General features: G+C 56.8%; 21 protein-coding genes. 12 read left to right on the forward strand and 9 right to left on the reverse strand.

Going from position 1 to position 25,194, the window contains the following annotated elements:
• Positions 1-39: 39 nt before the first annotated feature.
• The 7 genes from HMPREF1556_RS05955 to HMPREF1556_RS05985 all read left to right on the forward strand — a co-directional run bounded on the left by HMPREF1556_RS05955 (position 40) and on the right by HMPREF1556_RS05985 (position 6,677).
• Positions 40-423 (forward strand): TraR/DksA C4-type zinc finger protein, encoded by a 384-nt coding sequence (locus tag HMPREF1556_RS05955; protein ID WP_021667451.1) that lies wholly within the window; start codon positions 40-42, stop codon positions 421-423.
• A 35-nt stretch (positions 424-458) separates the two neighbouring features.
• Positions 459-1,127: a lipoprotein signal peptidase gene (locus HMPREF1556_RS05960; RefSeq protein ID WP_021667452.1), complete on the forward strand. Its 669-nt coding sequence runs from the start codon at positions 459-461 to the stop codon at positions 1,125-1,127.
• A gap of 21 nt (positions 1,128-1,148) precedes the next feature.
• Entirely contained in the window at positions 1,149-2,036 is an 888-nt protein-coding gene (locus HMPREF1556_RS05965) for a DUF4296 domain-containing protein (protein ID WP_044125324.1), read from the forward strand.
• A 9-nt stretch (positions 2,037-2,045) separates the two neighbouring features.
• Positions 2,046-2,336, forward strand: coding sequence for a hypothetical protein (locus HMPREF1556_RS05970; protein ID WP_021667454.1), 291 nt, complete (start codon positions 2,046-2,048; stop codon positions 2,334-2,336).
• A 42-nt stretch (positions 2,337-2,378) separates the two neighbouring features.
• Entirely contained in the window at positions 2,379-3,902 is a 1,524-nt protein-coding gene (gene gltX, locus HMPREF1556_RS05975) for a glutamate--tRNA ligase (RefSeq protein WP_021667455.1), read from the forward strand.
• Positions 3,903-3,922: 20 nt separating this feature from the next.
• Complete coding sequence (locus tag HMPREF1556_RS05980; protein WP_021667456.1) at positions 3,923-5,155, forward strand: 3-deoxy-D-manno-octulosonic acid transferase; 1,233 nt, start codon at positions 3,923-3,925, stop codon at positions 5,153-5,155.
• Between the two features lie 595 nt (positions 5,156-5,750).
• The gene (locus HMPREF1556_RS05985; RefSeq protein WP_021667459.1) at positions 5,751-6,677 is read left to right on the forward strand and encodes a dimethylarginine dimethylaminohydrolase family protein; all 927 of its coding nucleotides are present in this window, start codon (positions 5,751-5,753) and stop codon (positions 6,675-6,677) included.
• Between the two features lie 489 nt (positions 6,678-7,166).
• On the opposite strand, the gene HMPREF1556_RS05990 is transcribed toward HMPREF1556_RS05985, so the two are convergent.
• The 4 genes from HMPREF1556_RS05990 to HMPREF1556_RS06005 form a co-directional block, all read right to left on the reverse strand.
• Positions 7,167-8,666 carry an acetyl-CoA hydrolase/transferase family protein gene (locus HMPREF1556_RS05990; RefSeq protein WP_021667460.1) on the reverse strand — a complete coding sequence of 500 codons (1,500 nt, stop codon included), beginning with the start codon at positions 8,664-8,666 and terminating at the stop codon, positions 7,167-7,169.
• A 138-nt stretch (positions 8,667-8,804) separates the two neighbouring features.
• Positions 8,805-9,500 carry a tRNA (guanosine(37)-N1)-methyltransferase TrmD gene (trmD, locus tag HMPREF1556_RS05995; RefSeq protein ID WP_044125325.1) on the reverse strand — a complete coding sequence of 232 codons (696 nt, stop codon included), beginning with the start codon at positions 9,498-9,500 and terminating at the stop codon, positions 8,805-8,807.
• A 44-nt stretch (positions 9,501-9,544) separates the two neighbouring features.
• Positions 9,545-10,573 carry a hypothetical protein gene (locus HMPREF1556_RS06000; RefSeq protein ID WP_021667462.1) on the reverse strand — a complete coding sequence of 343 codons (1,029 nt, stop codon included), beginning with the start codon at positions 10,571-10,573 and terminating at the stop codon, positions 9,545-9,547.
• Positions 10,574-11,162: 589 nt separating this feature from the next.
• Positions 11,163-12,320, reverse strand: coding sequence for a Fic family protein (locus HMPREF1556_RS06005; protein ID WP_021667463.1), 1,158 nt, complete (start codon positions 12,318-12,320; stop codon positions 11,163-11,165).
• A 413-nt stretch (positions 12,321-12,733) separates the two neighbouring features.
• On the opposite strand from HMPREF1556_RS06005, the gene HMPREF1556_RS06010 reads away from it, so the two are divergent.
• Positions 12,734-13,204 carry an HU family DNA-binding protein gene (locus tag HMPREF1556_RS06010; RefSeq protein ID WP_021667464.1) on the forward strand — a complete coding sequence of 157 codons (471 nt, stop codon included), beginning with the start codon at positions 12,734-12,736 and terminating at the stop codon, positions 13,202-13,204.
• Between the two features lie 137 nt (positions 13,205-13,341).
• Here the strand turns inward: HMPREF1556_RS06010 and HMPREF1556_RS06015 are convergent, their stop codons facing one another.
• The 4 genes from HMPREF1556_RS06015 to HMPREF1556_RS06030 form a co-directional block, all read right to left on the reverse strand.
• The gene (locus HMPREF1556_RS06015) at positions 13,342-15,021 is read right to left on the reverse strand and encodes an alpha-amylase family protein (protein ID WP_021667465.1); all 1,680 of its coding nucleotides are present in this window, start codon (positions 15,019-15,021) and stop codon (positions 13,342-13,344) included.
• 7 nt (positions 15,022-15,028) lie between these two features.
• Positions 15,029-15,814, reverse strand: a complete 786-nt coding sequence (locus tag HMPREF1556_RS06020) for a patatin-like phospholipase family protein (protein ID WP_021667466.1) — start codon at positions 15,812-15,814, stop codon at positions 15,029-15,031.
• A gap of 379 nt (positions 15,815-16,193) precedes the next feature.
• On the reverse strand, positions 16,194-17,357 hold the full coding sequence (locus HMPREF1556_RS06025) for an OmpA family protein (RefSeq protein ID WP_021667468.1): 1,164 nt from the start codon (positions 17,355-17,357) through the stop codon (positions 16,194-16,196).
• 29 nt (positions 17,358-17,386) lie between these two features.
• A complete protein-coding gene (locus HMPREF1556_RS06030) occupies positions 17,387-18,520 on the reverse strand; it encodes an OmpA family protein (RefSeq protein WP_021667469.1) in 1,134 nt (377 codons plus the stop codon).
• A gap of 233 nt (positions 18,521-18,753) precedes the next feature.
• Here HMPREF1556_RS06030 and HMPREF1556_RS06035 point away from each other — a divergent pair, with 233 nt between their 5' ends.
• The 4 genes from HMPREF1556_RS06035 (at position 18,754) to rsmG (ending at position 24,201) form a co-directional block, all read left to right on the forward strand.
• The gene (locus tag HMPREF1556_RS06035; protein ID WP_021667470.1) at positions 18,754-19,239 is read left to right on the forward strand and encodes a hypothetical protein; all 486 of its coding nucleotides are present in this window, start codon (positions 18,754-18,756) and stop codon (positions 19,237-19,239) included.
• Between the two features lie 478 nt (positions 19,240-19,717).
• A complete protein-coding gene (gene clpB, locus HMPREF1556_RS06040) occupies positions 19,718-22,306 on the forward strand; it encodes an ATP-dependent chaperone ClpB (protein ID WP_021667473.1) in 2,589 nt (862 codons plus the stop codon).
• Between the two features lie 399 nt (positions 22,307-22,705).
• Entirely contained in the window at positions 22,706-23,566 is an 861-nt protein-coding gene (locus HMPREF1556_RS06045; RefSeq protein WP_021667475.1) for an RsiV family protein, read from the forward strand.
• A gap of 5 nt (positions 23,567-23,571) precedes the next feature.
• Positions 23,572-24,201, forward strand: a complete 630-nt coding sequence (gene rsmG / locus HMPREF1556_RS06050; protein WP_021667476.1) for a 16S rRNA (guanine(527)-N(7))-methyltransferase RsmG — start codon at positions 23,572-23,574, stop codon at positions 24,199-24,201.
• 186 nt (positions 24,202-24,387) lie between these two features.
• Here rsmG and ubiE read toward each other — a convergent pair whose 3' ends face one another.
• Positions 24,388-25,155: a bifunctional demethylmenaquinone methyltransferase/2-methoxy-6-polyprenyl-1,4-benzoquinol methylase UbiE gene (ubiE, locus tag HMPREF1556_RS06055; RefSeq protein WP_021667477.1), complete on the reverse strand. Its 768-nt coding sequence runs from the start codon at positions 25,153-25,155 to the stop codon at positions 24,388-24,390.
• Positions 25,156-25,194 lie beyond the last annotated feature (39 nt).

Below are 25,194 nucleotides of genomic sequence, written 5' to 3' on the forward strand. Positions count from 1 at the left end.
GATGTACACCGCCCTACACTCTTACATGACTACTATACAATGAGTACCCAGAAAACCTCTTATACGGACGAAGAGCTACAGGAGTTCCGTGACTTGATCTTGCACAAGCTCGACCAGGCTATTCGCGATTATGACCTCCTGAGAGAAAGCGCTACAGACCGTGCAAGCAACGATGTATCCGACACCCAGCCTACCTTTAAAGCTGTCCATGAAGGCGCTGCTGCCCTCTCCAAGGGAGAAGCTGGTCGTATGGCCGAGCGCCTACTGAAGTTCATCCACAACCTCCAGGCGGCACTGCGTCGCATCGAGAATAAGACCTACGGCATCTGCCGAGAGACAGGTAAGCTCATCCCCAAGGAGCGCCTGCGTGCCGTCCCCCATGCTACCCTCTCCATTGAAGCTAAGCTTCAGGAGAAGAAGTAAGCCTACTGCAAGCGAAGAAGCAAGTCCACAGACTGATGACAAGAAGCACTAAGACAGCGCTCCTCACTGGAGGCTTCGTCCTCCTACTGCTCCTAATAGACCAGGTGATGAAGATCTGGGTCAAGACCTCGATGGTAGAGGGGGAGATGCACCAGATCACCTCGTGGTTCAAGATCTACTTTGTCGAGAACGAAGGGATGGCCTATGGCATTACGTTCGGGAGCAAGCTCCTCTTGACCCTCTTCCGCATCATCGCTATGGGGGCTGGGGTCTATTACCTAGTGCAACTGATCCGGACGGGGCGTTTTTCACTGGGCTTCTGCCTTACCCTCGGGCTCGTGATAGCCGGGGGGCTAGGCAATGTCATCGACTGCCTCTTCTACGGGGAGATCTTCACCTCCAGCCACGGGGCAGTAGCACAGCTCGTCCCCTGGGGCGAGGGCTACGGCTCCTTCCTCCACGGCAAGGTCGTCGACATGCTCTACTTCCCACTCATCGAGACGACCTACCCTGAGTGGAGTCCTTTCTACGCTGGAGAGCCCTTCATCTTCTTCAGCCCCATCTTCAACTTCGCTGACTCCTGCATCTCCGTGGGAGTAGCGCTTCTCCTGCTGTGCTATCGGCATACCTTCGCCCAGGCTCTAGAGCTCATCTCCCCAGGGCAGAAGTCGGACCAAGATGAAGCGTCCGAAGGAGACCGTTAGCCACCCCTACGCTTAGCGCTCATGTGTCACTACTGGAAGTCCTCCCGAGGCGCTACTGGTGCCTCTCTGATGGCGCTACTGGTGCTTCTCCTGAGTCTCGGAGCCTGCTCTGGGCGAAGGGCTAAGTGGGAGAAGATCGACCTAAAGACGATGCAGCGACTCATGCCCGAGATGCTCGTGGCTGAAGCCGCCTTCGCTCAGCGCTCCCTCGATGACAGCCTACGTATCCTCGGCTACCAAGCCATCCTCAGTCGCCACGGCTATACTCTGGCGGACTGGGATAGCTCGCTCGTCTGGTACGGGCGGTATCGGATCGAGGAGTACAGCAAGATCTACGAGTATGCCGCAGCGACACTGACGCCTCAGCAGAAGGAGCTTCGCCGAAGGGCCGATAGCCTCGAGCTCCTCGAGATGCGACGAAACGCTTGGCTCTCGGGGAATGTAGACTCGGTGAACCTCCTCAGAGACAGTGTCTCCTATCATGCGTCAGGGAGCTATCTGGAGCGGAGCTTCACCCTGGAGCCCAGCTCCGGCTACAGTACTGGCACGGAACTTCGCTTCCTAGTGCGTCTGCATGGCGCCCAGGGGAGACTCCCCTCCGGCAGCCTAGCGATGCAGCTCCATCTCCTCTACAGCGACTCTACTCAGAGCGTCCAGACTCTTGGCTCGCTCCAGTCGGGACTCAATCGCCTCTCCATCACCATCCCCGAGGGGAAGACGATGCATTCGGCTGTCGGGCTCCTCAGGGGACGCCTTCCCCGCACGAAGTCTAAGGTCTTCGTCGTAGACAGCTTCAGCGTCGTCCGTTACTCGGGCTCGCACAGCCCCGTCACCTCACCCGCCTCTGACGAAGCGCCAGAGGAAGAGCTCACCTCCGCCCCCGAGGTCGAGGACGAAGGCGGACGTTAGCCCTAGCCGATGGATACAGCTCCCACACCTCGCTATGCGAGTCACTACCTCCGCCTCGGGCGCTATATCGCCCGCTCGGTGCTGGTCGAGTCTCTGGGATCGGGGCGCTATCGCTTAGCTCCCTTCAGCGCTGAGCTCGAGCGGACGATCTTCCTCTCGGGGACGCTCCGTCTGGAGTGCGCTACTTGCCCCCTCTCAGAGGAAGGGACTCCCGAGGAGGTCATGTGGCGAGAGCTCCAGAGCCTCCTCGATGGGCACGAAGGCTGGACACTCCTCCTTCCTCGGGATCGAGGCTACTAAGATCACTAAGGTTTCACCATAATTCATATACCCTACCCCATCATGTCAGATCGTAAAGTACGGGTTCGCTTTGCCCCCAGCCCCACGGGTGCCCTCCATATCGGAGGCGTACGGACGGCTCTATATAACTACCTGTTTGCCAAGGCACATGGCGGTGAACTCCTCCTCCGTATAGAGGACACAGACAGCCAGCGCTTCGTGCCTGGTGCCGAGGCGTACATCATAGAGGCACTTCAGTGGCTCGGTATTCACTTCGACGAAGGAGTAAGCTACGGAGGAGACTGTGGCCCCTACCGCCAGAGCGAACGTAGAGATATCTACCGCAAGTACGTACAGCAGCTCCTCGATGCTGGGCGTGCTTATATCGCCTTCGACACACCCGAAGAGCTGGAGGAGAAGCGCAAGACGATCCCCAACTTCCAGTACGATGCTACTACCCGTGGATCGATGCGCAACTCCCTCGTCCTCCCCAAGGAAGAGGTCGAGGCACTTATAGCACAGGGTACGCAGTATGTCGTCCGCTTCCTCGTCACCCCGAACATCGAAGTCGAGGTCGACGATATGATACGTGGACGTGTGTCCTTCAACAGCTCCGTCCTCGACGACAAAGTACTCTACAAGAGCGCTGACGACTTGCCCACCTATCATCTGGCTAATATCGTCGACGACCACCTGATGCAGATCTCCCACGTCATCCGTGGGGAAGAGTGGCTACCGAGTGCACCGCTCCATGTCCTCCTGTACGAAGCCTTCGGCTGGAGAGACACCATGCCTCGCTTTGCGCACCTAGCCCTGCTCCTCAAGCCCGAGGGCAATGGTAAGCTGAGCAAGCGAGACGGCGATCGTCTAGGCTTCCCCGTCTTTCCCCTCCGTTGGGTTGACCCTAAGACCAGCGAAGTATCCTCGGGCTACCGGGAGAGTGGCTACCTGCCTGAGGCGGTGGTCAACTTCGTAGCGCTCCTGGGGTGGAACCCTGGCAACGAGCACGAAGAAGTCATGTCGATGGAAGACCTCATCAAGTACTTCCGCATCGAGAAGTGCAGTAAGGCCGGAGCGAAGTTCGACTACGAAAAGGGGAAGTGGTTCAACCACCACTACATCCAGGTCTCCGATGACAAGCGTCTAGCAGAGCTCCTTCGCCCTCAGCTGGAGGCCAAGGGCATCGCCTACGACGAGAGCTATGTCGCTCAGGCCGTCGCCCTAGTGAAGGAGCGTGCCCAGACCCTCGTGGAGCTGGAGGAGCAGATCGAGTACTTCTTCACCGCTCCTACAAGCTATGAGGAGAAGACGGTCAAGAAGCGCTGGAAGGAAGACAGCGCTGCTCAGCTCACCGAACTAGCGGCACTGCTTAGCTCCCAGCCCGAGGCGCTCCCCAGCGAAGCTACCGAGGCTGTCGTCAAGGCGTGGATCGAGGAGAAGGGCTATGGTCTTGGAGCGGTAATGAACTGCTTCCGCCTCGCTCTCGTCGGGGCAGCAAAGGGGCCACACCTCTTCGACATCACGGCGCTCCTAGGTCGTAGCGAGACGCTTCGTCGCCTCGAGCGTGCGATAGCAGACCTGGGCTAAGACCCCTCGAGACCCACTACATGAATCCTCTATATAGCTTAGCAGGGATACTCGCTTCGGCAGGGCTACATCTAGCGGCCTGCTTCAATGAGAAGGCTCGGCTCATCGTCCGAGGGCGCAGGGAGACTCCCGAGCGACTACGCCGTCTGGAGAAGGGACGGCGGGTCGTGTGGTTCCATGCCTCTTCGCTGGGTGAGTTCGAGCAAGGACGCCCGCTGATGGAGGCCTGGCGAGAGGCGCACCCCGAGTGGCAGATCCTGCTCTCCTTCTTCAGCCCCTCAGGCTACACGGTACGCCACGACTACGCCGGCGCCGATGTCGTCGTCTACCTTCCCTCCGACCGAGAGCCTTCGGTGAGTCGCTTCCTGCACCTAGCTCACCCCGACGTCGCTATCTTCATCAAGTACGACTTCTGGCCGACGATGCTCTGGGAGCTTGCCCGACGGGAAGTGCCTACCTACCTCATCTCTGCCATCTTCCGAGAAGACCAGCTCTTCTTCCGCTGGTACGGGGGCTGGTACCTGAGACTGCTCAAGCTCTTCCGTCACCTCTACGTACAGGACACCCACTCGGAGGAGCTCCTCCTCCAGCATGGTGTCACTGAGGTTAGTGTCACGGGAGATACCCGCTTCGACCGTGTCGAGGCCATCGCCAGAGCTGCCAAGGAGGTACCAGAGGTGAAGGCGCTCGACCGAGGTCGGCTCCTCATCGCAGGAAGTACTTGGCCCGAAGACGAAGCAATCCTCATCCCGTACTTCAACCAAGCCAAGGACGACTTCACCCTCGTGCTCGCTCCGCATGAGATCCACGAGGAGCATCTCCGAGCTATCGAGGCTCAGTTCACCCGACCAGCCGTACGGCTCTCCCAGTGTCGGGCGGGGCAGCCCCTCCCCGAGGGTACGGCTTGCCTGATCATCGATAGCTTTGGCCTACTCTCCTCTGTCTACCGCTACGGCACTTGGGCCTACGTCGGTGGAGGCTTCGGCAAGAGCGTGCACAATACGCTGGAGGCCGCCGTCTACGGCATCCCTGTCTTCTTCGGTCCTGAGATCCACAAGCACCGGGAAGTGCGGGAGCTCGTTGCCCGCTCCTCCGGCTTCATCCTCCACGATCAGGCTGAACTAGCACAGCTACTCGACCGCTTCTCTTCGCTCGAGGAATGCCAAGCACTCCGCACGCGTACCGAGGCCTACTTTGCCGAGGAGCGAGGAGCGACTGAGGCGATCCTCTCCGACCTCTTCCCCGAGGAATAGGCCGAAGTCCATTCGATACCACCACAGACGAGCCTCCGAGGGTCATGCCCTCGGAGGCTTATTGCTTTCTTGGAGGAAGCGCTCCTAGCCCTTATTCCAAAGGGGAAATAGCACGTGCTAGGAGGCAACAGTAGTGCCTCTGGGGAAGGAGCAGTAGCGCCTCCTCGGTGGTAACAGTAGTGCCTCAAGGCAAGTGACGAGTGTCGATGCTCGTAAAGGGCAATAGCCCCCGAAGAGCATCAACACTCGTCCTTGAAGGACGGGGAGCTTGACGCCTCGAAGGCTGAAGCGAAGGAAAGAGCAAGTAGAAGCAAGGCAAAGGAGCTTCGGCCTTCCCCCGCCCCCTCAATTGCCTCAGCTTCAGTCCTTCTCACACCGAAGCGAAGGAGGCGTTTCCCGCTTAACAAGCCTTCCACCTTCGCCTGAAACCACCACTGCTTATCCCCTCAGTAAGCCCACCACCTTCCCCGCTTTTAGCCCGCCCGTATTCCCTCAAAGAGAAAGCCTCCTTCCCTTAGCCGGAAAGCAAAAGAGAATGCTTATATTTGTGATAGAGGGATGACTTACGTTCATCCGAAATCACATCTGCTCCCCTATGGAACGAATCTTTCCCCATGTAACCAATGAGACGGCTCGACTGAAAGCCGTCGTCTTAGGCCTGCCCGACAGCCTAGGGCCAGTACCTACCCTCGAAGAGACTTACGACGCTAAGAGCTACGAAGCTGTCCAGCGAGGCATCTTCCCCCGAGAAGAGGATGTTCGCCACGAGATGCAGTGCGTCCTGGATGTGCTCCACCGCTATGGTGTCCAGGTGCTACGCCCAGCGCCTCTCCAGGACTACAATCAGGTCTTCGCCCGTGACGTCGCCTTCACCATCGATGACACACTCTTTATCTCCAACCTCATCCCCGACCGTGAGCGGGAGACCGAAGCCTTCGCTAGTTCGATCTTCCCGCTGATAGACCCGGCACACATCGAGCGCTTGCCCGAGGCCGTACATACCGAGGGGGGCGACATCCTGCTCTACGATGATATCCTCTTCGTCGGCACTTACTTCGGGGAAGATTATTCGAGCTTCAAGACGGCCCGTACGAACCGCTACGCCATAGACTTCTTCCGTGAGCGCTTCCCCCACAAGCGCATTGTGCCTATCGAACTGCGGAAGCACGACCACGAGCCTGCTAAGTCTGTGCTCCATCTGGACTGTGCCTTCCAGCCGGTGAGCCGTGGACGAGCCATCATCTACAGAGAAGGCTTCCTCAACGCCCACGACATAGCCCTAGTGGAAGAGATCTTCGGCCGAGACAACCTCTTCGGTGTCACCCCCGAAGAAGCTTACCATATGAGCACTAATGTCGTCTCGCTCTCGCCCGAAGCACTCATCAGCGACAAGCACTTTGTCCGTCTCAATGCCTTCCTGCGTGATGAGTGGGGGATGACGGTAGAGGAAGTCCCCTATCAAGAGATCTCGAAGATGGGTGGTCTCCTGCGTTGCTCCACGATGCCCCTGATACGCGAGTAGACGAAGGGGTAGCGTCGCCTCACTCCTAGGGACGATATCCTCCTGCCCCCAGCAGTGAAGAGTAACGTCCCGAAGCGATGCTAGGCGAATGGCCGAAGCAGTACGAGCCGACCTCTAGAGGCTATGCCCTGCAGATGAGCAAGGCGCACTTCTCAAAAGGCTAACGCAGTACTCACCCGATCCCCCAAGCGACAGGACTTAAACAAAAGAATTAGGCGAGGTCAGCGACACTAGGTGTCACTGACCTCGCCCTTTCATTACCCCTAAAAAGTAAGCCACCCTAGCTTGTCTCCCTCTGAGGGAGGAGCTAGGGTGGCTCGTTGGTTTGTAGCTTAGCGCCACGCTTGTCGGAGGCTTATCCAGAGGCTCCGAGAAGCCTTGGCATCAGGATACCTAAAGCATTAGTTCCAGATAGCCTAAAGCCTTAGCGTCGGGATGTCTGAAGCCTTATCTCGGACCGACAGCGGGCTTAGCGAGGGGAGCGAGGCCTTAGTCCTTCTTGTACTTCGACCAGTCTACATTCCGCATGTCGCCAGAAGTAGCGATCTCACGGTGGAAGGCGAAGCAAGCGTCTAGATTCTGTGGGGTCTGTCCCTTGACACCAAGCTCGAGATAATCACGGAGGAGCTGCTTGTAGTCGGGGTGGACACACTTCTCTATGATCTCCTCGGCACGCTGGCGAGGACTCTTGCCTCTCAAGTCTGCGATGCCATACTCAGTAATAATGATCTTCACCGAGTGCTCACTGTGATCGAGGTGGGAGACCATAGGGACAAAGGCCGAGATCTTACCGTCCTTCGCCGTGGAGGGAGTAGTGAAGATGGAGAGGTAGCCATTACGGGCGAAGTCTCCCGAGCCCCCTATCCCGTTCATCATGCGGGTACCGTTGACGTGGGTGGAGTTGATGTTGCCGAAGATGTCCGCTTCTAGTGCCGTGTTGATGGTGATGACACCGAGACGACGGACGATCTCAGGGTTATTAGAGTACTCCTGTGGGCGTAGCAATAGCTTGTCCTTAAAGAAGTCAAGGTTACCGTAGATATCCTGGATCACGGGGCGAGTCACCGACAGCGAGCAGCCACTGGCGAACTTGACACGACCCTTCTTCATCAACTCAATCACCGCATCCTGGATCACTTCTGTGTAGATCTCGAAAGCAGGGATCTGCTTGTTGTCTCCGAGTGCTCCCAGGACGGCGTTAGCGACGTTGCCCACACCGCTCTGCAGAGGGAGGAACTCCTTAGGTAGGCGTCCTGCCTCCATCTCGGCGACGAGGAACTTAGCTACGTTGTCCCCGATGGCCTTCGTCACATCATCTAGGGGAGCGAAGGCCCCTTCATCATTGGGCTCGCTGGTGTGGACCACCCCTACGATCTTCTTAGGATCTACTTGGATGAAGGGCTGACCGACACGGTCGCTAGGAGAGTAGACAGGCATGTCCCGGCGGTGAGGCGGGTCTAGTGGCTCGGCCAGGTCATGCATACCGCGGATCTCCTTGGGGTGCTTATCATTGAGCTCGACGATAATCTTGTCGGCAAGGCGGCAGATAGTGGGAAGGATACCTACACCCGAGGTAGGTACGATCTGACCATCCTCGGTGACATCAGCGGCTTCGACTATCGCTACATCGATCTTTCCGAGGAAACCATAACGGAGTTCCTGAGCCAGCATCGATAGATGCATATCGAAGTAAGGGTTGGTCCCAGCATTGATCCCTGTACGCATGTCCTTATTGGACTGGTAGGGCGTGCGGAACTTCACTGCCTCAGCACGAGCAAGGGCGCCATCGAGACGATCCCCCGTGCTCGCTCCTGTGAACATCCCTATCTTGAAGGGACGACCAGCAGCGTGCTCAGCTTCGGCACGCTTAGCGATAGCCCCTGGGACTACCTTAGGACAACCTGCGGGGGTAAAACCGCTAAAGCCAACATTGTCGCCGTGCTGCACCAGGGCAGCAGCTTCGTCGGCTGTGATAAACTTCAAAGCCATAATTCTCTATGTCTATAGTGTGTGCTATTAGTTAGCGCTAGGTGAGGAAGGAGGAGGGCGCTAAGGCTCGGGCGCACGAGGGCGCACTGCTCGCTAGCTCCTAAGACCTATCCTAAGGCAAATTTAGGCATTATTTAGCTATTTCCCTCGGCCTACGTGCTTGGCATAGAGATCAGGACGCAAACGCTTGGTTCGCTCCAGTGCGCAGTCCATCTTCCAAGCCTCGATACGTGCGGCGTGGCCACTGAGGAGGATGTCCGGTACCCGCCAGCCTTTGTACTCGGCGGGACGCGTGTAGATAGGCGGGGCGAGGAGGTCGTCCTGGAAGGTATCCGACAGGGCACTCTCCGCGTCACCTATGACGCCGGGGAGGAGGCGTACCACGGCGTCGACCATGATCGCTGCCGGTAGCTCTCCGCCAGTGAGGACATAGTCGCCGATAGAGATCTCCCGAGTGATCAAGTGCTCTCGTATGCGGTGGTCTATCCCCTTGTAGTGCCCGCAGAGGATGATGAGGTTCTCCTGCAGGCTCATCTGATTGGCTATGCCTTGGTCGAAGGTCTCCCCATCGGGCGAGGTATAGATCACCTCATCGTAGTGGCGCTGACTCTTCAGGTCTGAGATAGCTCTGTCTATGGGCTCGATCTGGAGGATCATCCCTGCTTCTCCGCCGAAAGGATAGTCGTCGACACGACGCCATTTGTTCGTCGAGTAGTCACGGATATTATGGACATGAAGCTCGAGGAAGCCTTGCTCCTGGGCTCGGCCTACTATAGAGTGCTTGAGGGGACTATCGAGGAGCTCGGGGACTACGGTGAGGAGGTCTATACGCACGTCTGATACTGGGGATGCTGGATGGATAATGAGGAGGGAGGGATCTACTTGAAGTAGGTGTAGGAGATGGAGCAGCTATAGGTCGTCTTGACCTTCGCTACGCCTTGCTCGATGGTGACATCAAGCTGTGTGGGGAAGCCTTCGTTATTGGGACGGGAGTACTTCCCCTCGTAGAAGTAGCGGTCGACGAGCTTGAGGTAAGTGAGCTTGTGCTGAGGGTCCTTGTCTAGCTCCTCCTGAGAGCGCCGGCCATGCGTCTCCCTAAGCTCTACGGCGACATCACCCATAGCGCCATAGCGCCATGTAGAGACGAGCGCCCCGAGGGGCTTCTTCAGATCCTGCTGACCGGCAGGCTGGGTCGTGTCGTAGGAGAGCACCTCTTCATAGACCTTACGCCCATAGTAGTCGGTGCGGAAGGTAGCCTGCTTGTGCCAGAGGGCGATCTCCTGCTGAGGGTTCTTCGGATTAGGTACGAGCTGGAAGGTGCGGCCCACGATGACGGCACTGATGAAGTCGTAGCTCGTCCTGAGGACGACCTTAGGCTTCTGTGCCCCACCTTCGTAGGAGTAGGTCGTCTCGATCTCTCGCTGCAGGCGACTACCCTCTAGTTCGTACGCTGTGCTCTTGACGAGGCGATCCTGAGTGTCGTACTCGTCGATACGGCTCACATAGCTCACTGAAGGGGAGAAGGCACGATAAGTGTACTTCAGACGGGTGCGCTCGGTCTGCCCACCCTCCTTCGTCACTTCATGCTCCTGGATGAGTCTATTGCCTTGCTCATCGTAGGTATTGGTCAGCCTGTCGGTGACCTTCAGTGTCCCGTCGGAGGCCTTAGTATAGGTAAGCTTGGAGAGGAGCCCCCCGCTCTTGCGGAAGGTTTCCTCGATGCGACTCTCCTCCTTGAGGTTGGCATCCAGGCGGGTGGTGATACGCTTCTCTACCTTGCCCGTGAGGGTAGAGATGGGGGGAATCTGTGGGTTAAGTGGCGTGTTTTTTCCCTTACCGAGGCAACTGGGGAGCAGGAATAGGACCGCTGCCGAGAGTGCCGCTGTTAGACTGATTGTTCTCTTCATAAGTCGGGGTTAGTTTAGGGTGGTAAGATGACTGCGAACGCTGGATACTGGAGCAGCGTCTACAGCTGGCTCTGCAAAACTAAGATAAAATAGACAGATGGGCGCCACACTCGCTTCGTCCCCTTCGGCGGGGGAAGCGAGTGTGGCCTAGCGCCTAGCAAAGATAACTATTCCCCACGGGGCATTTTCCACCCTAGCGCCCGCACTCCCCCACACCCAGCACGCTTAGCACTCCCGAAGAGGTACCAGTAGCGCCTCCTCGGTGGCACTACTGGTGCTTCCCGAGAGGCGCTACTGCTCCTACTAGTTAGGGGGAGGCGTCCCACTTGAGCGCTAAGCAAGGCGCCGAAAGCGGGGCAGGAGAAGTGACAGAAAAGTGGAAAAGATTTGACTGCCCATTTAGTAAGAATTGAGCTAATAACCATTAATTATCTGAACAACAACACTAGCATAAACAAGAACAATTGAATTTCAGCAGAAAAAGAATTGAATCGGTGCTATGGGACGAACTTGGTCTACTCTAGTAGAAAAAAGTTAGCCTACCCCACTAAACGTAGGGTAGGCTAAGCTGTGCGAGGCGATCGAAGCGCTACTCCAGATTGCCCAGGAAGCCCTCGCGCGAGAGCATCTTCATGATGTGGGCAGTCAGCGCATTCTGCGTTAGGCGAAGGATGTACTTACGCTTGCTGTCGGGAGCCATGACGAGGAACTTCCCCTCCAGCAGGGCACGTATCTTCTTTGAGATAGCGGAGTCGGAGAGGCTCGGGAAGAGCTCCTTGAGATCCCGATTCTGTATCACCTGTAGCTCGATCGCACGCATGAGGATACGAGCTTCGTCGACAGAGAGGTCCTTCTGCTTCAGTGCCGACTCTACCGCAGGGCGCAGGATCGTAGAGGCTAGGTAGCGGTGATCAGCAAGCTTGTCAACCTTCTTGATCTCTTCTTGGAGCCCTTCGAGCACGTAGAGGCACCAGCTTTCCAAGCCTTCGTCCGTCCCCTTATCTGCCTCCATGAGCGTGTCGTAGTAGCGCTGTCGATCATTGCAAAAAACGGCTGTGGGATTGAGGATACGCTCGGCCGTGGCTACACGGAAGCCGTACTTCATCAGAAGCGCATACGTGAAGAGTCGCACCGTACGACCATTGCCGTTGTGGAAGGGGTGTATCCACACAAAGCGATGATGTGCTAGGGCGATCTTGATCAGGGCATACTGGGGGGCATCCTCCCGTTGCACAAACTCCAGCAGTTCATCCATATAGCCTTCCACCGCCAGAGCATCAGGGGGGAGGTGATCGGACTGAGTGATCTGCGCCTGTCCAGTTCTAAAGGATCCCGGCGTGCGATCACCACCCTCCCTGGGGCCCGTGGGCAAGCCTTCCACCACCCGACGATGAAGCTCGAGGAGGTAGCCCTTGTTGAGAGGACATTCGAGGATCGTCTCCTCTATAAAGCGTAAGGCTTGCTCAATATTATTGATCTCTTGTAAGCTTGAGGAGGAGACATCAACAGGGAGGCCTCGCTGGGATTCCACGTAGTCAACAAGCGTTGTATGATTGCCTTCTATTTTGACAGATCCCCCACTTTCGACGATGTGGAAGAGGCGCTTCATTCCCTGGAAGAGCTCGGGGTGCGTCGTCAGCTCGACACGCTTCTTCCTCAGCTCTTCTAAGGCTAAGATCAACGGGACGATCCTAGAGTCAAAGGAAGGAGTGATGAGCCTGAGGTCATAATGTGTAAACTGTGCCATTGTCTTAGTCGCTATTTGAAGCGAAACAAAGGTAAAGATTTTACCACACCTGATGAAACAATTGAAACTTTAGGCACTAAACAACTGAATATCAATACTAGTTAAAATATAAAGAATTGAGTTTTAGCAAAAGAAGAATTGAATAAGAATTGACGCTGAGGGTTTCGTCTTCGTGAGGAAGGTGCTCCACTGGAGTTCCTTCTCCCTCGCCTATATTAATATGGAGTAGACGATAGAAGTACCCTTAGTTAAGGACCAGTAAGAGCCCTTGTGACCCGATAAGGGCAGAAATGGTACGATTAGGGTCTCGGCCCGCTTGCCCTACCTCTACCTTTGCTCCTGTCAAACGAAGGGTACTAAGCCTCGAGGGAGACACCGAACAGTTTATTCACTCTTTATTCAAACGAAGCACCATGCTACAATTTGAAATCAAAAAAGCCGAGATGAAGATCGGCAAACGCAAGGGTACGACTATGTACTTCGCCCATCAGACGACACACCACTGTCTGACCACTACCGCTCTAGAGTATCGCATCGAACGCATGACGTCACTGACCCGTGCCGACGTGCGAGCTGCGATCATCGCCCTGAGCGCCATCGTCCAGGAAGAACTCTCGCAAGGGCGCTCTGTGGACTTAGGCGAACTAGGGACTTTCAAGATCGCCGCCACTGGCAAGCGCATGCTCACCGCCAAGGAGGTGACACCAGAGACGATCCGCCGTCCCCACGTGCGCTTCTACGCCAAGCGCCCTATGCGTCTGGCGGCACGAAGCGTAGCCCTGGAGATCGTTCACCCCGAGAAAGCCTCTTCCGCTAAGCCTAAGAAGCCCAAGGGAGGAGGCGGGCAGAGTGGTAGCGAAGGCGGTGGGCACGTAGGAGCTTAACCCTCGCTCCCCGGCAACGGGAAGCACCGCCCCCACCTCCAGAGCCCCAGCTCTCGGATACCCGAAACGACACGAGCCCCCGAAGGCTAGTTCCTTCGAGGGCTCGTGCCCTTATACCATATATATAGAGGGGTAGCTTAACGGAAAAGTGCTTCGGGGAGCGGGGTCAGCTCCAGCAGACGAAGTCCGTGTCCCTCGAGGGAGAAACTGAGGGGCGCCCAAGGGGTGAGCGCTAAGTAATCCACTTCCCCCGTCAGTTTATCCACGGCGCCGAAGGCCGTACCCTGAGGCCAGGGGATCGCCTGGAAGAAGTCCTCCGACAGCGGTAGAAGCGCCTCGGCAGGATGCTCGGAGAAGTTCGCAAGGATCAAGTAGAGCTTCTCCGACGAGTAGCGTACGAAGGCAATGACACTTGCCTTATCCACACCCGAGGAGGGCAAGCCGTAGTAGCCTCCTGTGGCTATCTCTGCTTCCGACGAGAGAGCACCGAGGGTACGATAGTCGCTGAGGAGGCGCTGCTCCTCAGGCGTCAGGCCTTCCCCGGTGTAAGCACCACCCTCGAGGCGCTGGAGCTTGTCTAGGCTCCAGTAGTCAAAGATCGAGGTACGTCCGTCCCTACCGCTAAAGCCTTCTTCATCCATTCCCTGCTCGCCAAGCTCTTGTCCGAAATATAGTAGGAAGGGGTTGGTACCACTGAGGGCGGAGACGGCTGAGGCAAGGAAACCCAAGCGAGGCGACGAGAATACCTGCTCGGAGGCAAGACGCTGCTCGTCATGGTTCTCCATGAAGTAGCACATCTGAGGCTGCAGTGCTCCCACGGCATCACGGACACTGGTGAAGGCTGTGGCGCTGGCCTGTCCCTTCCCCAGAGCTACTAGGTAATCGTATACCCCGACCTTATCGTAGAGGTAATCGAAGCCCGCCTGCAAATACCCTGCATAGCGGTGAGGCTGATAGATCTCCGCCAGAAAGCATACCTCCGGATAGTGAGCCTTGATCTCGGGGATGGCCCACGCCCAGAACTCCGGCGGGACGAGCTCTGTCATGTCACAGCGGAAACCATCGATACCTCGGCCGGCCCAGTAGAGGAGGATGTCCCGCATCTTCACCCATGTGTCGGGCAGGGGATCAGCGTGAAGACCTCCGTCGCCACAGTAGTCCACCCCATAGTTTAGCTTCACTGTCTCGTACCAGTCGCAAATGGTGGGGCGAGGGGAGAAGCAGTCATTCCCCGTGGCACGTGCTGGGTGCTCCTCGTATGGGGAAGAACTAGTGGATAAGGGTAGGATAAGTGTTGAGTCGGGGAGGTAATAGAAGTTGTTCCTTGGGGAGAAGGCTTGGCTCGAGTCATCCGTCGCCCCTAGATCTACCGTCCCCTTAGGACAAGCGTCGGAATGGTAGGAGCGAGCCACATGGTTGGGGATAAAGTCCATTATCACCTGGAGACCTGCCTCGTGTGTTCGGTGGATAAGAGCGTCTAGCTCCTCTTGCCTTCTCAGTGGATCGTCCGCCAAGTCAGGATCGATGTCGTAGTAGTCTTTCACAGCGTAAGGCGATCCTGCTTGCCCCTTCACCGTGTCGGGATGATCCGGGCTGATGCCATAGGCGCTGTAGTCGGTCTTGGTAGCATGCTCCAGCAGGCCGATGAACCAGACGTGCGTAGCGCCTAGAGAGCGGATATACTGGAGCGCCTCAGGTGTGAACGCTGAGAGCTTCCCTGCGCCGTTCTCAGTGAGGGTACCGTGGGGGACTCGCTTCGTGGAGGGATTGCCCCATAGACGTGTGAGGACGGAGTAGATGATGAGTTTCTTGGACATAGAGGGATCAGTGGATAGGAGCAATAAGGGGGGTGAGTTCACGGCGAGCGAGCTCATAGCCTACCTGCATCAGTGTCGACGCCGCACTGACTTCGAACATACCATACTTGGTTACCTCTGTGGTCTCCAGGAGGAAGTCGCAGGCTTCTCGGTCGGGGGCGGTATTCTGCCGGAATACCAGTTCCCATGATCGTGAGGCGATAGCTCTAATAGTCTTAGGGATCTCTTCGCTTTGTACCGGGCCGAGGTTCATACCGATGACTCTCTGGCAGTCCTCTCGGATCACCGTCACAGGGAAGTTGCGAAACAGCCCTCCGTCGACATAGTCTCTTCCCCCGATTTCCACAGGGCAAAAGAGGATAGGCACACTGCTTGACGCCAGGATGATCCTAGCGAGTGGCCCCTCGGTGAAGACGTGCTGCTCGCCGGCACTTAGGTCTGTAGCTACGATACGCATAGGCAGGGGAAGATCCTCGAGGCGGCGGTAGCGCAGGTTATTCTTCAGCAGGCGAAAGAAGTTCGTCGTACTAAAGAGACCTCCACCGCTCGTCGTCAGGCGCGTCATCTGCATGAAGCCTGTATTCGAGAAGATCTCAAAGATTTCGTCGGGAGCGTAGCCCGAGGCGTAGAAGGCTCCCATGATCGAGCCTGCACTGGTGCCGGCGATGATATCGGGGGAGAGCCCTACCTCGTCTAGGTACTTCAGGACGCCTAGGTGTGCGAAGCCTTTGATGCTACCGCCACTGAGGGCAAGGCCCAGCTTGTACTGGGGAGCTACGGGGATTTCTGCCATCGTGTGAGTTCTAATATTTGTACAAAGATACGGATCTAGGAAGTATCCCGATCACGCCCCTGGTGCTTCTTCGGCGAGAGCCCGCTCCCCGCGAGGGAAGCGCCACCGCCTCTAGGGGGCAAGCGAAACAGCCTCAATCAAGCAGGCACTCCCTGAACTAAGACAGAGGCGACAGCACCGCCCCAGCTGAAGCAACAGTACTGCCTCTGATGAAGTAACAGTAGCGCCTCCGATGAAGCAACAGTAGCGCTTCAGGAGGAGCGACACCACTACTATAGGACAGGCACTACCGCCTCCGTGAGGGAGGGTATATGAGCAGTAAAGCCCCGGCCAGCAGGCCGGGGCTTTACCTTTTTAAGGGGTCTCGCTGAGGAGGCAATTACTCTGCGCTCATCAGGACGATACGGTTCCATACATTCTCTGCATAGGGCTGCACCGTGTCACCCTTCCAGTCTATCTTGATCCGGTCGCTAGAGATGCCATACTTCTTGATAAGCATATCTGCGACGGCTTCAGCACGGCGCTTGGAGAGGGCGAGGTTATAGGCAGGGTTACCTGTCTGGCGGTCTGCGTAGCCGACGAGCGTGATGGTCTCGGTATTGCTCTTAGCGTACTCTGCGATGTTGTAGACATTTATCACCTGGTTCTTGTCAATAACGGCGCTATTGATACGGAAGTAGATGACATTGCCTACGATCTTCGTCATAGGTACGGGGATCTCTACATCGGGGCAATTGACGGGGCGCTTAGCGAGCTCGGCATTCTCCGCACGTAGGGCATTGATCTCGTCATTGAGGCTAGCTATGAGCTGGGGATCATTGGGGGTGATGGGCTCGAAGGCCTTCTGCCCGAGGTGGAAGGTCAGTGATGCTCCTGCCTGAGCGATGAAGTCGGTACCAGCCTTGATGTGGTCGGTCTGCGAAGGGAGATTCAGGTCTGAAGCGGTGACCTTACCCTCGAGGTTGAAGTCCACACAGCGGGTGAGACGGAACTTCAGCTGTAGACCTGCGTCGACCAGAGGACTGTAGGCGTGCTCCTGGTCCTTCACGTCTGCCGAGGCCGTCTGATGCTTGTAGCCTAGACCGACGCCCACGAAGGGAATGAGGTGGAAGAGACGGTTCTCCCGATAGGGGGTGAAGAAGTTCACCACATCGAAGAGGAAGTCATACTGGGCGAAGCCATAAGTGATCTCATGACGGAGGAGCCCACCGACAGAGGGAAGAGCTGCAAAGGCTCCCTGGGGGCGAGCATAGTCGAAGAACTTACCGCCCTGGAGCTGTAGACGCATCCCGAAGGACGGTGTAGACCAGCGACCGAGAGCGAGGCTGGGGTTGAGCAGGCTCACTCGGTCAGTGAAGTGTACATCCCTGTTGTTGGCTGCCAGACTAATAAGGGCAGCGTCCCCTACTTCTAGGAACCAATGAGCCTTACCATCCTTGACAAAGGCCGTCTTGTATGCAGGCGTCTGAGCTACGTCCTGAGCCTGCAGAGCACTCGTAGCCGCTAGGGCTGCTAGTGCGAGCGTCATTATTCTCGTCTTCATTATTGATCTCTTGACACGTGATTAGGGGATTACTTAGAGCGGATGATCACGACGCGGTTCCAGCCCTGCTGAGCGGCACCGTAGGGGGCATCGTCTGCCTCCTTCCACTCGACGGTGATCTTGTCTGGTGAGACGCCATACTTCTCGGTGAGAAGGGTAGCCACGGCCTTAGCACGCTGCTCGGCGAGCGCCTTGTATCGGCTTTCGTTCTTAGCAGCGTAGCCGGTGACGACGAGCCCTTGGGAAGCTTCCTTAGCGAACTCTGCTGCGTCGAAGACGGTGATGAGCTGATCCTTGCTGACGGAAGCCTTGCCCTGGGCGAAGAGGATCGACTTATCTGCCACGAAGCGATTCTCGGTGACGAGAGGGGCGGAAGCCTCTACATCGGGGCAGTTCACTGGGCGCTTCGAGAGCTCGGCATTCTCAGCGCGTAGGGCGTTGATCTGAGCCTGCAGGCCATCGAGATACTCCTGATCTAGGGGTTCGACAGCAGCGAAGCCCTGACGGCCGATGTTGAAGGAAAGACCTGCCAGAGCCGATAGACGCAGAGCGTTGGAGTAAGCAGGAGCGTAGTGGTAGCGGAGGTTGAGCCCGCTGTAGGTCACTTCGGCTTCGGCGAAGATATTGACACGGGGAGCGACGTGCAGGGAGAGCTGTAGCCCGCCATTAGCCGTCACGGAGTGCGTGCCACGCAGAGCCTTGTCGGTGTGCCCGAACTTATGCTCGTACCCCACCCCGACGTACGGGATCAGGTGGAAGACACGGCTAGGGTTGTAGGGAGCGAAGTAGTTCACTACATCCAGCATGAAGTCCAGGTGTCCGCCGACGAAGTAGTTATCGTTACGCAGACCGCTGAGGTTGTGGTAGGTGTAGGTCTCACCCCCGACCAGCTTCAGGCGATTAGCGTAGTAGGGATTGTGCCACTTCCCTAGCGAAAGGGCCGCCGTCCATGAGAGACGATCCAGGAGGGCGGGCTTATTGTTCCCCTCGAGGAACATAGCCCCCACCCCTCCAGAGAGCGAGAGGAAGTAGTTGGCACCTGGCTTGTTGGTGAGAGCCACTCGGTGAGCAGGCGCCTCTGAGGCCATCGATTGCGCCGTCTGAGCATTAGCCGAGAGAGAGCCGATCCCGACTAAGGCAAGCAGCGTGTACTTTAGTTTCATAATCAAACCTATTCTTATTAGCGAATTAGCATCATTTAGGTAAAGCAAAGTTAACCTATTTTCCCTTGAGACTAGGCTTCTAGAGCGGAGGAAGCGGTATTTTAACACTTCGCCTGCCCCTACCCAATCATGCAAGGAGCTCCCTCGGGAGCGTTAGTAGGGTAGGCACGGTGCGAACCCCGCTCTTTGCCTTATCTTTGCACTCCATATTCATACGTAATAGAATCATCCTCATGAAGCATTTTGCAGCGCTCCTGCTACTCCTCTTCCTTGGGCTAGGCCTCAGCTCGTGCTCCTCTGAGCCCAAGGACTCAAAAGACCTCCTCACAGGCACTGTCTGGGGGCTCTCCGATCTCAACTACCGTGGTGGTAACTCCAGCACGACCATTGCCATACGGGCGACCTTCCTTCGCAAGGGGCAGGTACTCCTCGATGTAGGCTTCGGCAAGCTCGTAGAGGAATCCAACAACGGGGGAACTAAGAAGTACAAGCGTAGTAACTCGGTGTCGGTCACCTCGAGCTACACCTACCGCAATGGCGTCGTCCACTTCAACCGCCCCCAGCTCTCAGCGGACAATGGTTCGATCATCCAGGGTACGGAGGCCGAACTCATCCTCGGTCAGATCGCTACCGATGCCGTGCTCAGTATGGAGCAGGGCACAATGGTCTTCTATCCCACGGATGCTAAGAAGACCTTCGTCCTAACCCGCCAGAGCTAGTACGACCTTCACTCAAGATACGCACCCCTCGAGCGAGCTTCGATGCCTGCCCGAGGGGTGTTTCTTTTTCAGTGTCCCGCCTCGGGCTCCTTCTTCTCGGAGCAAAGCGCTACCCTACCCGCCCCTTCAGCACCACCACAGCTTCCCCCTTGATCTACCGCTAGAGGGAGCAGTAGCGCCTCCTTCGAAGTACCAGTAGCGCCTCCCGAGAGGCACTACTGCTACCTCCTCGGGGTCAAACGAAGGCAAGCGACAAGCGGGCTAAGCTCGATCCCCTCGGCTTACCCCTAGTCTTCGGAGGCCAGCACCTTCGGAGATACGCCCCCAGCGACGACCGACATTCTGTCGGATCGACCCTTCTTCTTAGGACAAATTGTCGTAGCCATACGACTAAAAGTCAGATAGTTACCCCTACGGCACGCCCTTTGCTCCTCCTCAGGTGTGAGCAACGGAGCTCACCGAAGAAAACCAAGTGAAGATGAACATCAATAAGTATACAATCAAATCCCAGGAAGCCCTGCAGAGCGCCGTCGAGCTGGCTCGTAAGGGCGGGAATCAGGCCATCGAGCCTGCCCACCTGCTGGAGAGCCTCCTCTCTCTAGGGGATAGTCTCACCGACTTCCTCCTCTCCAAGCTCGCCATCCAGCGTCTCCGCCTGGAGGATGCCGTGAAGAAGCAACTCTCCAGCCTCCCCAAGGTCAGCGGTGGCGACCCCTACCTAAGCCAAGAGACGAATAAGATCCTCGACAAGGCCGAGGACCTCGCTACCGAGATGAAGGATGAGTATGTCGCCTTGGAGCACCTCTTCCTCGCCCTCGTCGAGGTGGACAATCCTATGGCACGCCTTCTGAAGAGCGACTTCGGTCTCCAGGTAGCCGAGCTACGTAAGGCCATCGAGGAGCTACGCAAGGGCGGACGAGTCACTTCACAGCACGCCGAGGAGCAGTACAATGCGCTTAGCAAGTATGCGATCAACCTGTGTCAGCGAGCCCGTGAAGGGAAGCTTGACCCTGTCATCGGCCGTGATGAAGAGATCCGCCGAGTACTGCAGATCCTCTCCCGACGCACGAAGAACAACCCCATCCTCATCGGTGAGCCTGGGGTCGGTAAGACCGCTATCGCCGAAGGCCTGGCCTACCGTATCGTACGAGGCGACGTGCCCGAGAACCTCCGTAGCAAGCAAGTCTATTCCCTCGACATGGGAGCACTGATCGCAGGAGCCAAGTACAAGGGCGAATTCGAAGAACGACTCAAGTCTGTCGTCGGCGAGGTGACGAAGAGCGAAGGGGAGATCATCCTCTTCATCGACGAGATCCATACCCTCGTAGGTGCAGGCAAGAGCGACGGGGCAATGGATGCCGCTAATATCCTCAAACCCGCCCTAGCTCGTGGGGAACTTCGTGCCATAGGAGCGACGACGCTCGATGAGTATCAGAAGTACTTCGAGAAGGATAAGGCCCTGGAGCGCCGCTTCCAGATGGTACTCGTAGATGAACCCGACGAAGCTAGCTCCATCTCCATCCTCCGTGGGCTGAAGGAGAAGTATGAGAACCACCACAAGGTGCGTATCAAGGACGATGCGATCATCGCAGCCGTTCGCCTCTCGGACCGCTATATCACCGACCGCTTCCTCCCCGACAAGGCTATTGACCTGATGGACGAAGCAGCAGCTCGGCTGAGGATGCAGATCGATTCCCTCCCTGAAGATCTAGATGAAATAGGACGACGGATTACTCAGCTCGAGATCGAACGTGAAGCTATACGTCGGGAGAACGACGAAGCCAAACTCGAGGAACTTAACCGTGAGATCGCTACCCTCAAGGAAGAGGAAGCAGGAGACAAGGCTAAGTGGATGCGTGAGCAGGAGCTCATCAATCGTATCCAGCAGTGCAAGATAGAAGTCGAACAGCTGAAGTTCGAGGCCGAGCAAGCCGAGCACGCTGGTGACTACGGTCGAGTAGCAGAGATCCGTTATGGCCGGCTCAAGGAGAAGGAGGCTGAGATCGCTACTATCCAGACCGAGCTGAATGAAGCACAGGGAGATAGTGCGCTCATCCGTGAAGAGGTAGGTGCCGAAGATATTGCCGACATCGTATCACGCTGGACGGGTATCCCCGTGGGCAAGATGCTCCAGAGTGAGCGTGACAAGCTTCTTCACCTCGAGGAAGAACTGCATAAGCGAGTCATCGGCCAGGAGCAAGCCATCCGTGCCGTCGCTGATGCCGTGCGCCGAAGCCGAGCAGGGCTACAAGACCCGAAGCGACCTATCGGCTCCTTCATCTTCCTCGGTACTACCGGGGTGGGGAAGACGGAGCTGGCGAAGGCCCTGGCGGAGGTCCTCTTCGACGACGAGACTATGCTCACCCGTATAGATATGAGTGAGTATCAGGAGAAGTTCTCCGCTACACGTCTTATCGGCGCCCCTCCTGGATACGTAGGATATGACGAGGGTGGACAGCTGACGGAGGCTATACGCCGCAAGCCTTACTCCGTCGTTCTCTTCGACGAGATAGAGAAGGCGCATCCCGACGTCTTCAACGTGCTCCTCCAGGTACTCGACGATGGTCGCCTGACCGACAATAAAGGGCGAGTGGTGAACTTCAAGAACACCATCATCATCATGACGAGCAATATGGGCTCCGACCTGATACGCGAGCGCCTCTCCTCGATCCCCGCAGGGGAAGAGCAGCGTGCTATCGATGAAACTCGTGAGGTGGTACTAGACCTCCTGAAGCGGACGATCCGACCAGAGTTCCTCAATCGTATCGATGAGACCATCGTCTTCACACCCCTGAGGAGAGAAGAGATCGACCAGATCGTACGCATGCAACTCGATACTACTGCTCGACTCCTTGCCACGAATGGCATCGAACTGAGCTACACGCCTGAGGCTGTCGAGTGGATAGGCGAAGCAGGCTACGATCCCGAGTTCGGCGCCCGTCCTGTCCGCCGTGTCATCCAGCACACGGTACTGAATGAACTCTCCAAGAGTATCCTCTCGGGAGCCGTCGATCGCTCCAGTGTCATCACCATCGACGTAGCGGATGGGAAGCTCATCTTCCGCTAAGCACGACGTGCGAAGTTGATTGTTGTTAGTTAAGTTGTTAGATGGGTGCTCCCCCGAGGCCAGGACTGCTAGTCAGACCTTCCTCGGGGGAGTGTCTTTTGTAGCCCTCCGCTAGGGGAAGGGGCTCGGAAGGAGGAAGGCTACCACAGCTGGAGCAAGCGACCTTAGCTGGAGGAAGAAGCAAGCCTTACACAGCGGGAGCAAGAGGCTTACACGGAGGAAGAAGCGGGCCTTCTACGAGAGAAGAAGGAGGCTTCCCACGAGGCTAGGACAAGGGGGGATTTACTCGTACAACCTCCGAATCACGCCAAGTAAATGTATCTTTGCAGGACTAGGCACCCCAGTACCGCCTCCCCCGTAGGAGTACGCTCAGCGCCTAGTCTGCCTCAAGCAAACGTGATGAAGAAAATCTATTCTCTAGCCTCGCTCCTTCTATTCCTTGGCCTCTTCCTTTGCCTCGGGAGCTACGGCTGTACCTCCACTGGAGGGAAGGGGACGGCTGACTCGACAAGCCTCCAGACGCTCTGGAACAGCCCCGCCCAATGGGACTCTATTGACATCTCTGAGACATACTTTGATTTCCCTCAGACGAAGACAGGGTCCTCCGTAGACGTCACCATTCACTTCCTCTATCCTAAGACCGATACTACCCTCCAGCAACTCTTCTGCAAGACCTTCTTCGGCGAAGACTATGCTCGCCTTCTACCTAGCGAGGCTATGAAGCGCTACGTAGAGGAGGTCAAGTCAGAGTATCTCTTCGGGGGAGACTCCCTCAGCTTCACGTCTGGCGAGCTGGCGGAGATGAAGAGTGCACTATCCCTACAGAATAAGATCCACTACAGCGATAGCCTTGTACTAGCCATCGAAAAGAAGCTCTACACCCATTCCGCCGGTGCTATCCACGGACTGCTAGGCCTAGGCTACTACAATATCGGGCTACAGGGCAAGGAAATACTAAGCGAAGGGGATATCTTCGTCGACGGATACATACCCGAGCTCACCAAGATCATCCAGAGCCAACTCCTCAAGACCTACGGTAAGCAGACTGCCCAAGAGCTAGAGGAGAGTGAGGGGATCTACCTCAGCGACCTGACGCCCAACGACAACTTCGCCATCGGACCCAAAGGGCTCACCTACTGCTACAACCCTTATGAGATCGCTCCCTACGCAGTAGGGATCATCCAGATATTCATCCCGTACGAAGCCCTGACGGAGCTACTTCGCCCAGGCTCCATCCTCCATCACTACATACCTCAGTAAGCCCTATGGACTCCGTAGACCTCATATCGAAGTACTTCCCCAGTCTCACTCAGGAGCAGCTGGATCGCTTCACTAAGCTGGGAGAGCTATATCCGTACTGGAACGCTCAGATCAACGTCATCTCCCGCAAGGACATAGACTCGCTCTATGAGCACCACATCCTTCACTCCTTGGGGATCGCACAGATGATTCGCTTCAAGCCGGGGACGAGCCTCCTGGACTTCGGCACCGGTGGGGGCTTCCCAGGCATTCCGCTGGCGATCCTCTTCCCCGAGTGCCAGTTCCTCCTGGTCGACAGCATCGGCAAGAAGGTCAAGGTAGCAGGCGCCATCGCTGAGGCTTTAGGCTTGGAAAACGTGCGTACACTCCATGCTCGTGGCGAAGAGATACAGGAGCGCTTCGACTTCGTCGTCAGTCGTGCCGTCATGCGCTTAGACGAACTGGTAGGCTTCACGCGCAAGCTCGTCCACCACGAGCACCGCAATGGTATGCCCAACGGACTCATCTGCCTCAAGGGAGGGGAGCTCCAGGCGGAGATCCGCCCCTACAAGCGTATCGTCGAGGTGCACGAGCTATACCCGACCTTCAGCGAGGAGTTCTTCAAGACCAAGAAGGTCGTCTATCTTCCCCTCTAGGAGGTAGTACTAGCGCCTCCTGCCTAGCAGCAATAGTGCCTCCATCCTAGTAGCAGTAGCGCCTCTAGGCTAGTAATACAAGCGCCAGCAAGCTCACAGCCACAGCGCCGAGGAGCAAGTATACACGACGGGCCCTTACCTCAGCCGAGGTAAGGGCCCGTGTTATGTTAGGCGTAGGGTGATCGGCTAAGCCTCGGTGCTCTCCTTGGGGAGCTCAGGCATAGGCTCGGCATTGATCCCTACATAGATCGTACAGGTACCGGGGAAGATGCTGTGGTAGAAGGCGTCGGTGAAGCCTGCTTCCTGCAGTATCACCACCATCTTCTCCCGCTGGGGCATCACAGCGATGGACTCGGGGAGATAGGTGTAGGCTTCCTTGTCCTTGGCGATGATACTACCGATACGTGGGAGGATGTGGCCGGCGTAGAGCTTGTAAGCCAAGCGCAGTAGCTTATTGGTCGGCTCGGTAAGCTCGGCGATGACCAAGACCCCCGAGGGACGCAGGATACGATGTAGCTCTCGTGCGGCAGCAGGGATATCAGAGAAGTTGCGGATCCCAAAGGCAATGGTCGCTGCATCAAACGAGCCATCGGCGAAGGTCGTAGCCGTAGAGTCTTGGCGCTCGAAGCGAATGCGCTGGTCGAGTCCCGCCAGACGTACCTTCTCCGCTCCGACCCGCATCATCTCCTCGGAGATATCAATACCGACGATCTGCTCTACCGAGGGGATCGTCCTCATCATCTCTAGGGCTAAGTCCCCCGTGCCGGTAGCTACGTCCAGCACCTTCTTCGGTGCATAAGGGGCGAGCATATGCAGGGCGGTCCTACGCCAGGAGCGGTCGAGCCCCAGGGAGATGATCTTGTTTAGCTGGTCGTACTTAGGAGCGATGCGATTGAACATGCGGCGGATCTGATCCACCTTCGGTTCTGCGCTGTCCTTATAGGGAGTAAGCATGATCTGAGTCTTGTGAAGATAATAGGGATAAAGGGGTGT

It is taken from the genome of Porphyromonas sp. oral taxon 278 str. W7784 (assembly GCF_000467855.2).
Taxonomy (GTDB): domain Bacteria; phylum Bacteroidota; class Bacteroidia; order Bacteroidales; family Porphyromonadaceae; genus Porphyromonas.

Coding starts and splice junctions, on each gene's coding strand:
- HMPREF1556_RS05955 (WP_021667451.1), top strand. CDS start 40: ATGAGTACCCAGAAAACCTCTTATACGGACGAAGAGCTACAGGAGTTC.
- rsmG (WP_021667476.1), top strand. CDS start 23,572: ATGGACTCCGTAGACCTCATATCGAAGTACTTCCCCAGTCTCACTCAG.
- HMPREF1556_RS06015 (WP_021667465.1), bottom strand. CDS start 15,021: ATGTCCAAGAAACTCATCATCTACTCCGTCCTCACACGTCTATGGGGC.
- HMPREF1556_RS06000 (WP_021667462.1), bottom strand. CDS start 10,573: ATGAAGAGAACAATCAGTCTAACAGCGGCACTCTCGGCAGCGGTCCTA.
- gltX (WP_021667455.1), top strand. CDS start 2,379: ATGTCAGATCGTAAAGTACGGGTTCGCTTTGCCCCCAGCCCCACGGGT.
- HMPREF1556_RS05980 (WP_021667456.1), top strand. CDS start 3,923: ATGAATCCTCTATATAGCTTAGCAGGGATACTCGCTTCGGCAGGGCTA.
- HMPREF1556_RS06005 (WP_021667463.1), bottom strand. CDS start 12,320: ATGGCACAGTTTACACATTATGACCTCAGGCTCATCACTCCTTCCTTT.
- HMPREF1556_RS05990 (WP_021667460.1), bottom strand. CDS start 8,666: ATGGCTTTGAAGTTTATCACAGCCGACGAAGCTGCTGCCCTGGTGCAG.
- HMPREF1556_RS05985 (WP_021667459.1), top strand. CDS start 5,751: ATGGAACGAATCTTTCCCCATGTAACCAATGAGACGGCTCGACTGAAA.
- HMPREF1556_RS05970 (WP_021667454.1), top strand. CDS start 2,046: ATGGATACAGCTCCCACACCTCGCTATGCGAGTCACTACCTCCGCCTC.
- HMPREF1556_RS05960 (WP_021667452.1), top strand. CDS start 459: ATGACAAGAAGCACTAAGACAGCGCTCCTCACTGGAGGCTTCGTCCTC.
- HMPREF1556_RS06045 (WP_021667475.1), top strand. CDS start 22,706: ATGAAGAAAATCTATTCTCTAGCCTCGCTCCTTCTATTCCTTGGCCTC.
- HMPREF1556_RS06030 (WP_021667469.1), bottom strand. CDS start 18,520: ATGAAACTAAAGTACACGCTGCTTGCCTTAGTCGGGATCGGCTCTCTC.
- HMPREF1556_RS06035 (WP_021667470.1), top strand. CDS start 18,754: ATGAAGCATTTTGCAGCGCTCCTGCTACTCCTCTTCCTTGGGCTAGGC.
- HMPREF1556_RS06025 (WP_021667468.1), bottom strand. CDS start 17,357: ATGAAGACGAGAATAATGACGCTCGCACTAGCAGCCCTAGCGGCTACG.
- clpB (WP_021667473.1), top strand. CDS start 19,718: ATGAACATCAATAAGTATACAATCAAATCCCAGGAAGCCCTGCAGAGC.
- HMPREF1556_RS05965 (WP_044125324.1), top strand. CDS start 1,149: ATGTGTCACTACTGGAAGTCCTCCCGAGGCGCTACTGGTGCCTCTCTG.
- HMPREF1556_RS06010 (WP_021667464.1), top strand. CDS start 12,734: ATGCTACAATTTGAAATCAAAAAAGCCGAGATGAAGATCGGCAAACGC.
- ubiE (WP_021667477.1), bottom strand. CDS start 25,155: ATGCTTACTCCCTATAAGGACAGCGCAGAACCGAAGGTGGATCAGATC.
- HMPREF1556_RS06020 (WP_021667466.1), bottom strand. CDS start 15,814: ATGGCAGAAATCCCCGTAGCTCCCCAGTACAAGCTGGGCCTTGCCCTC.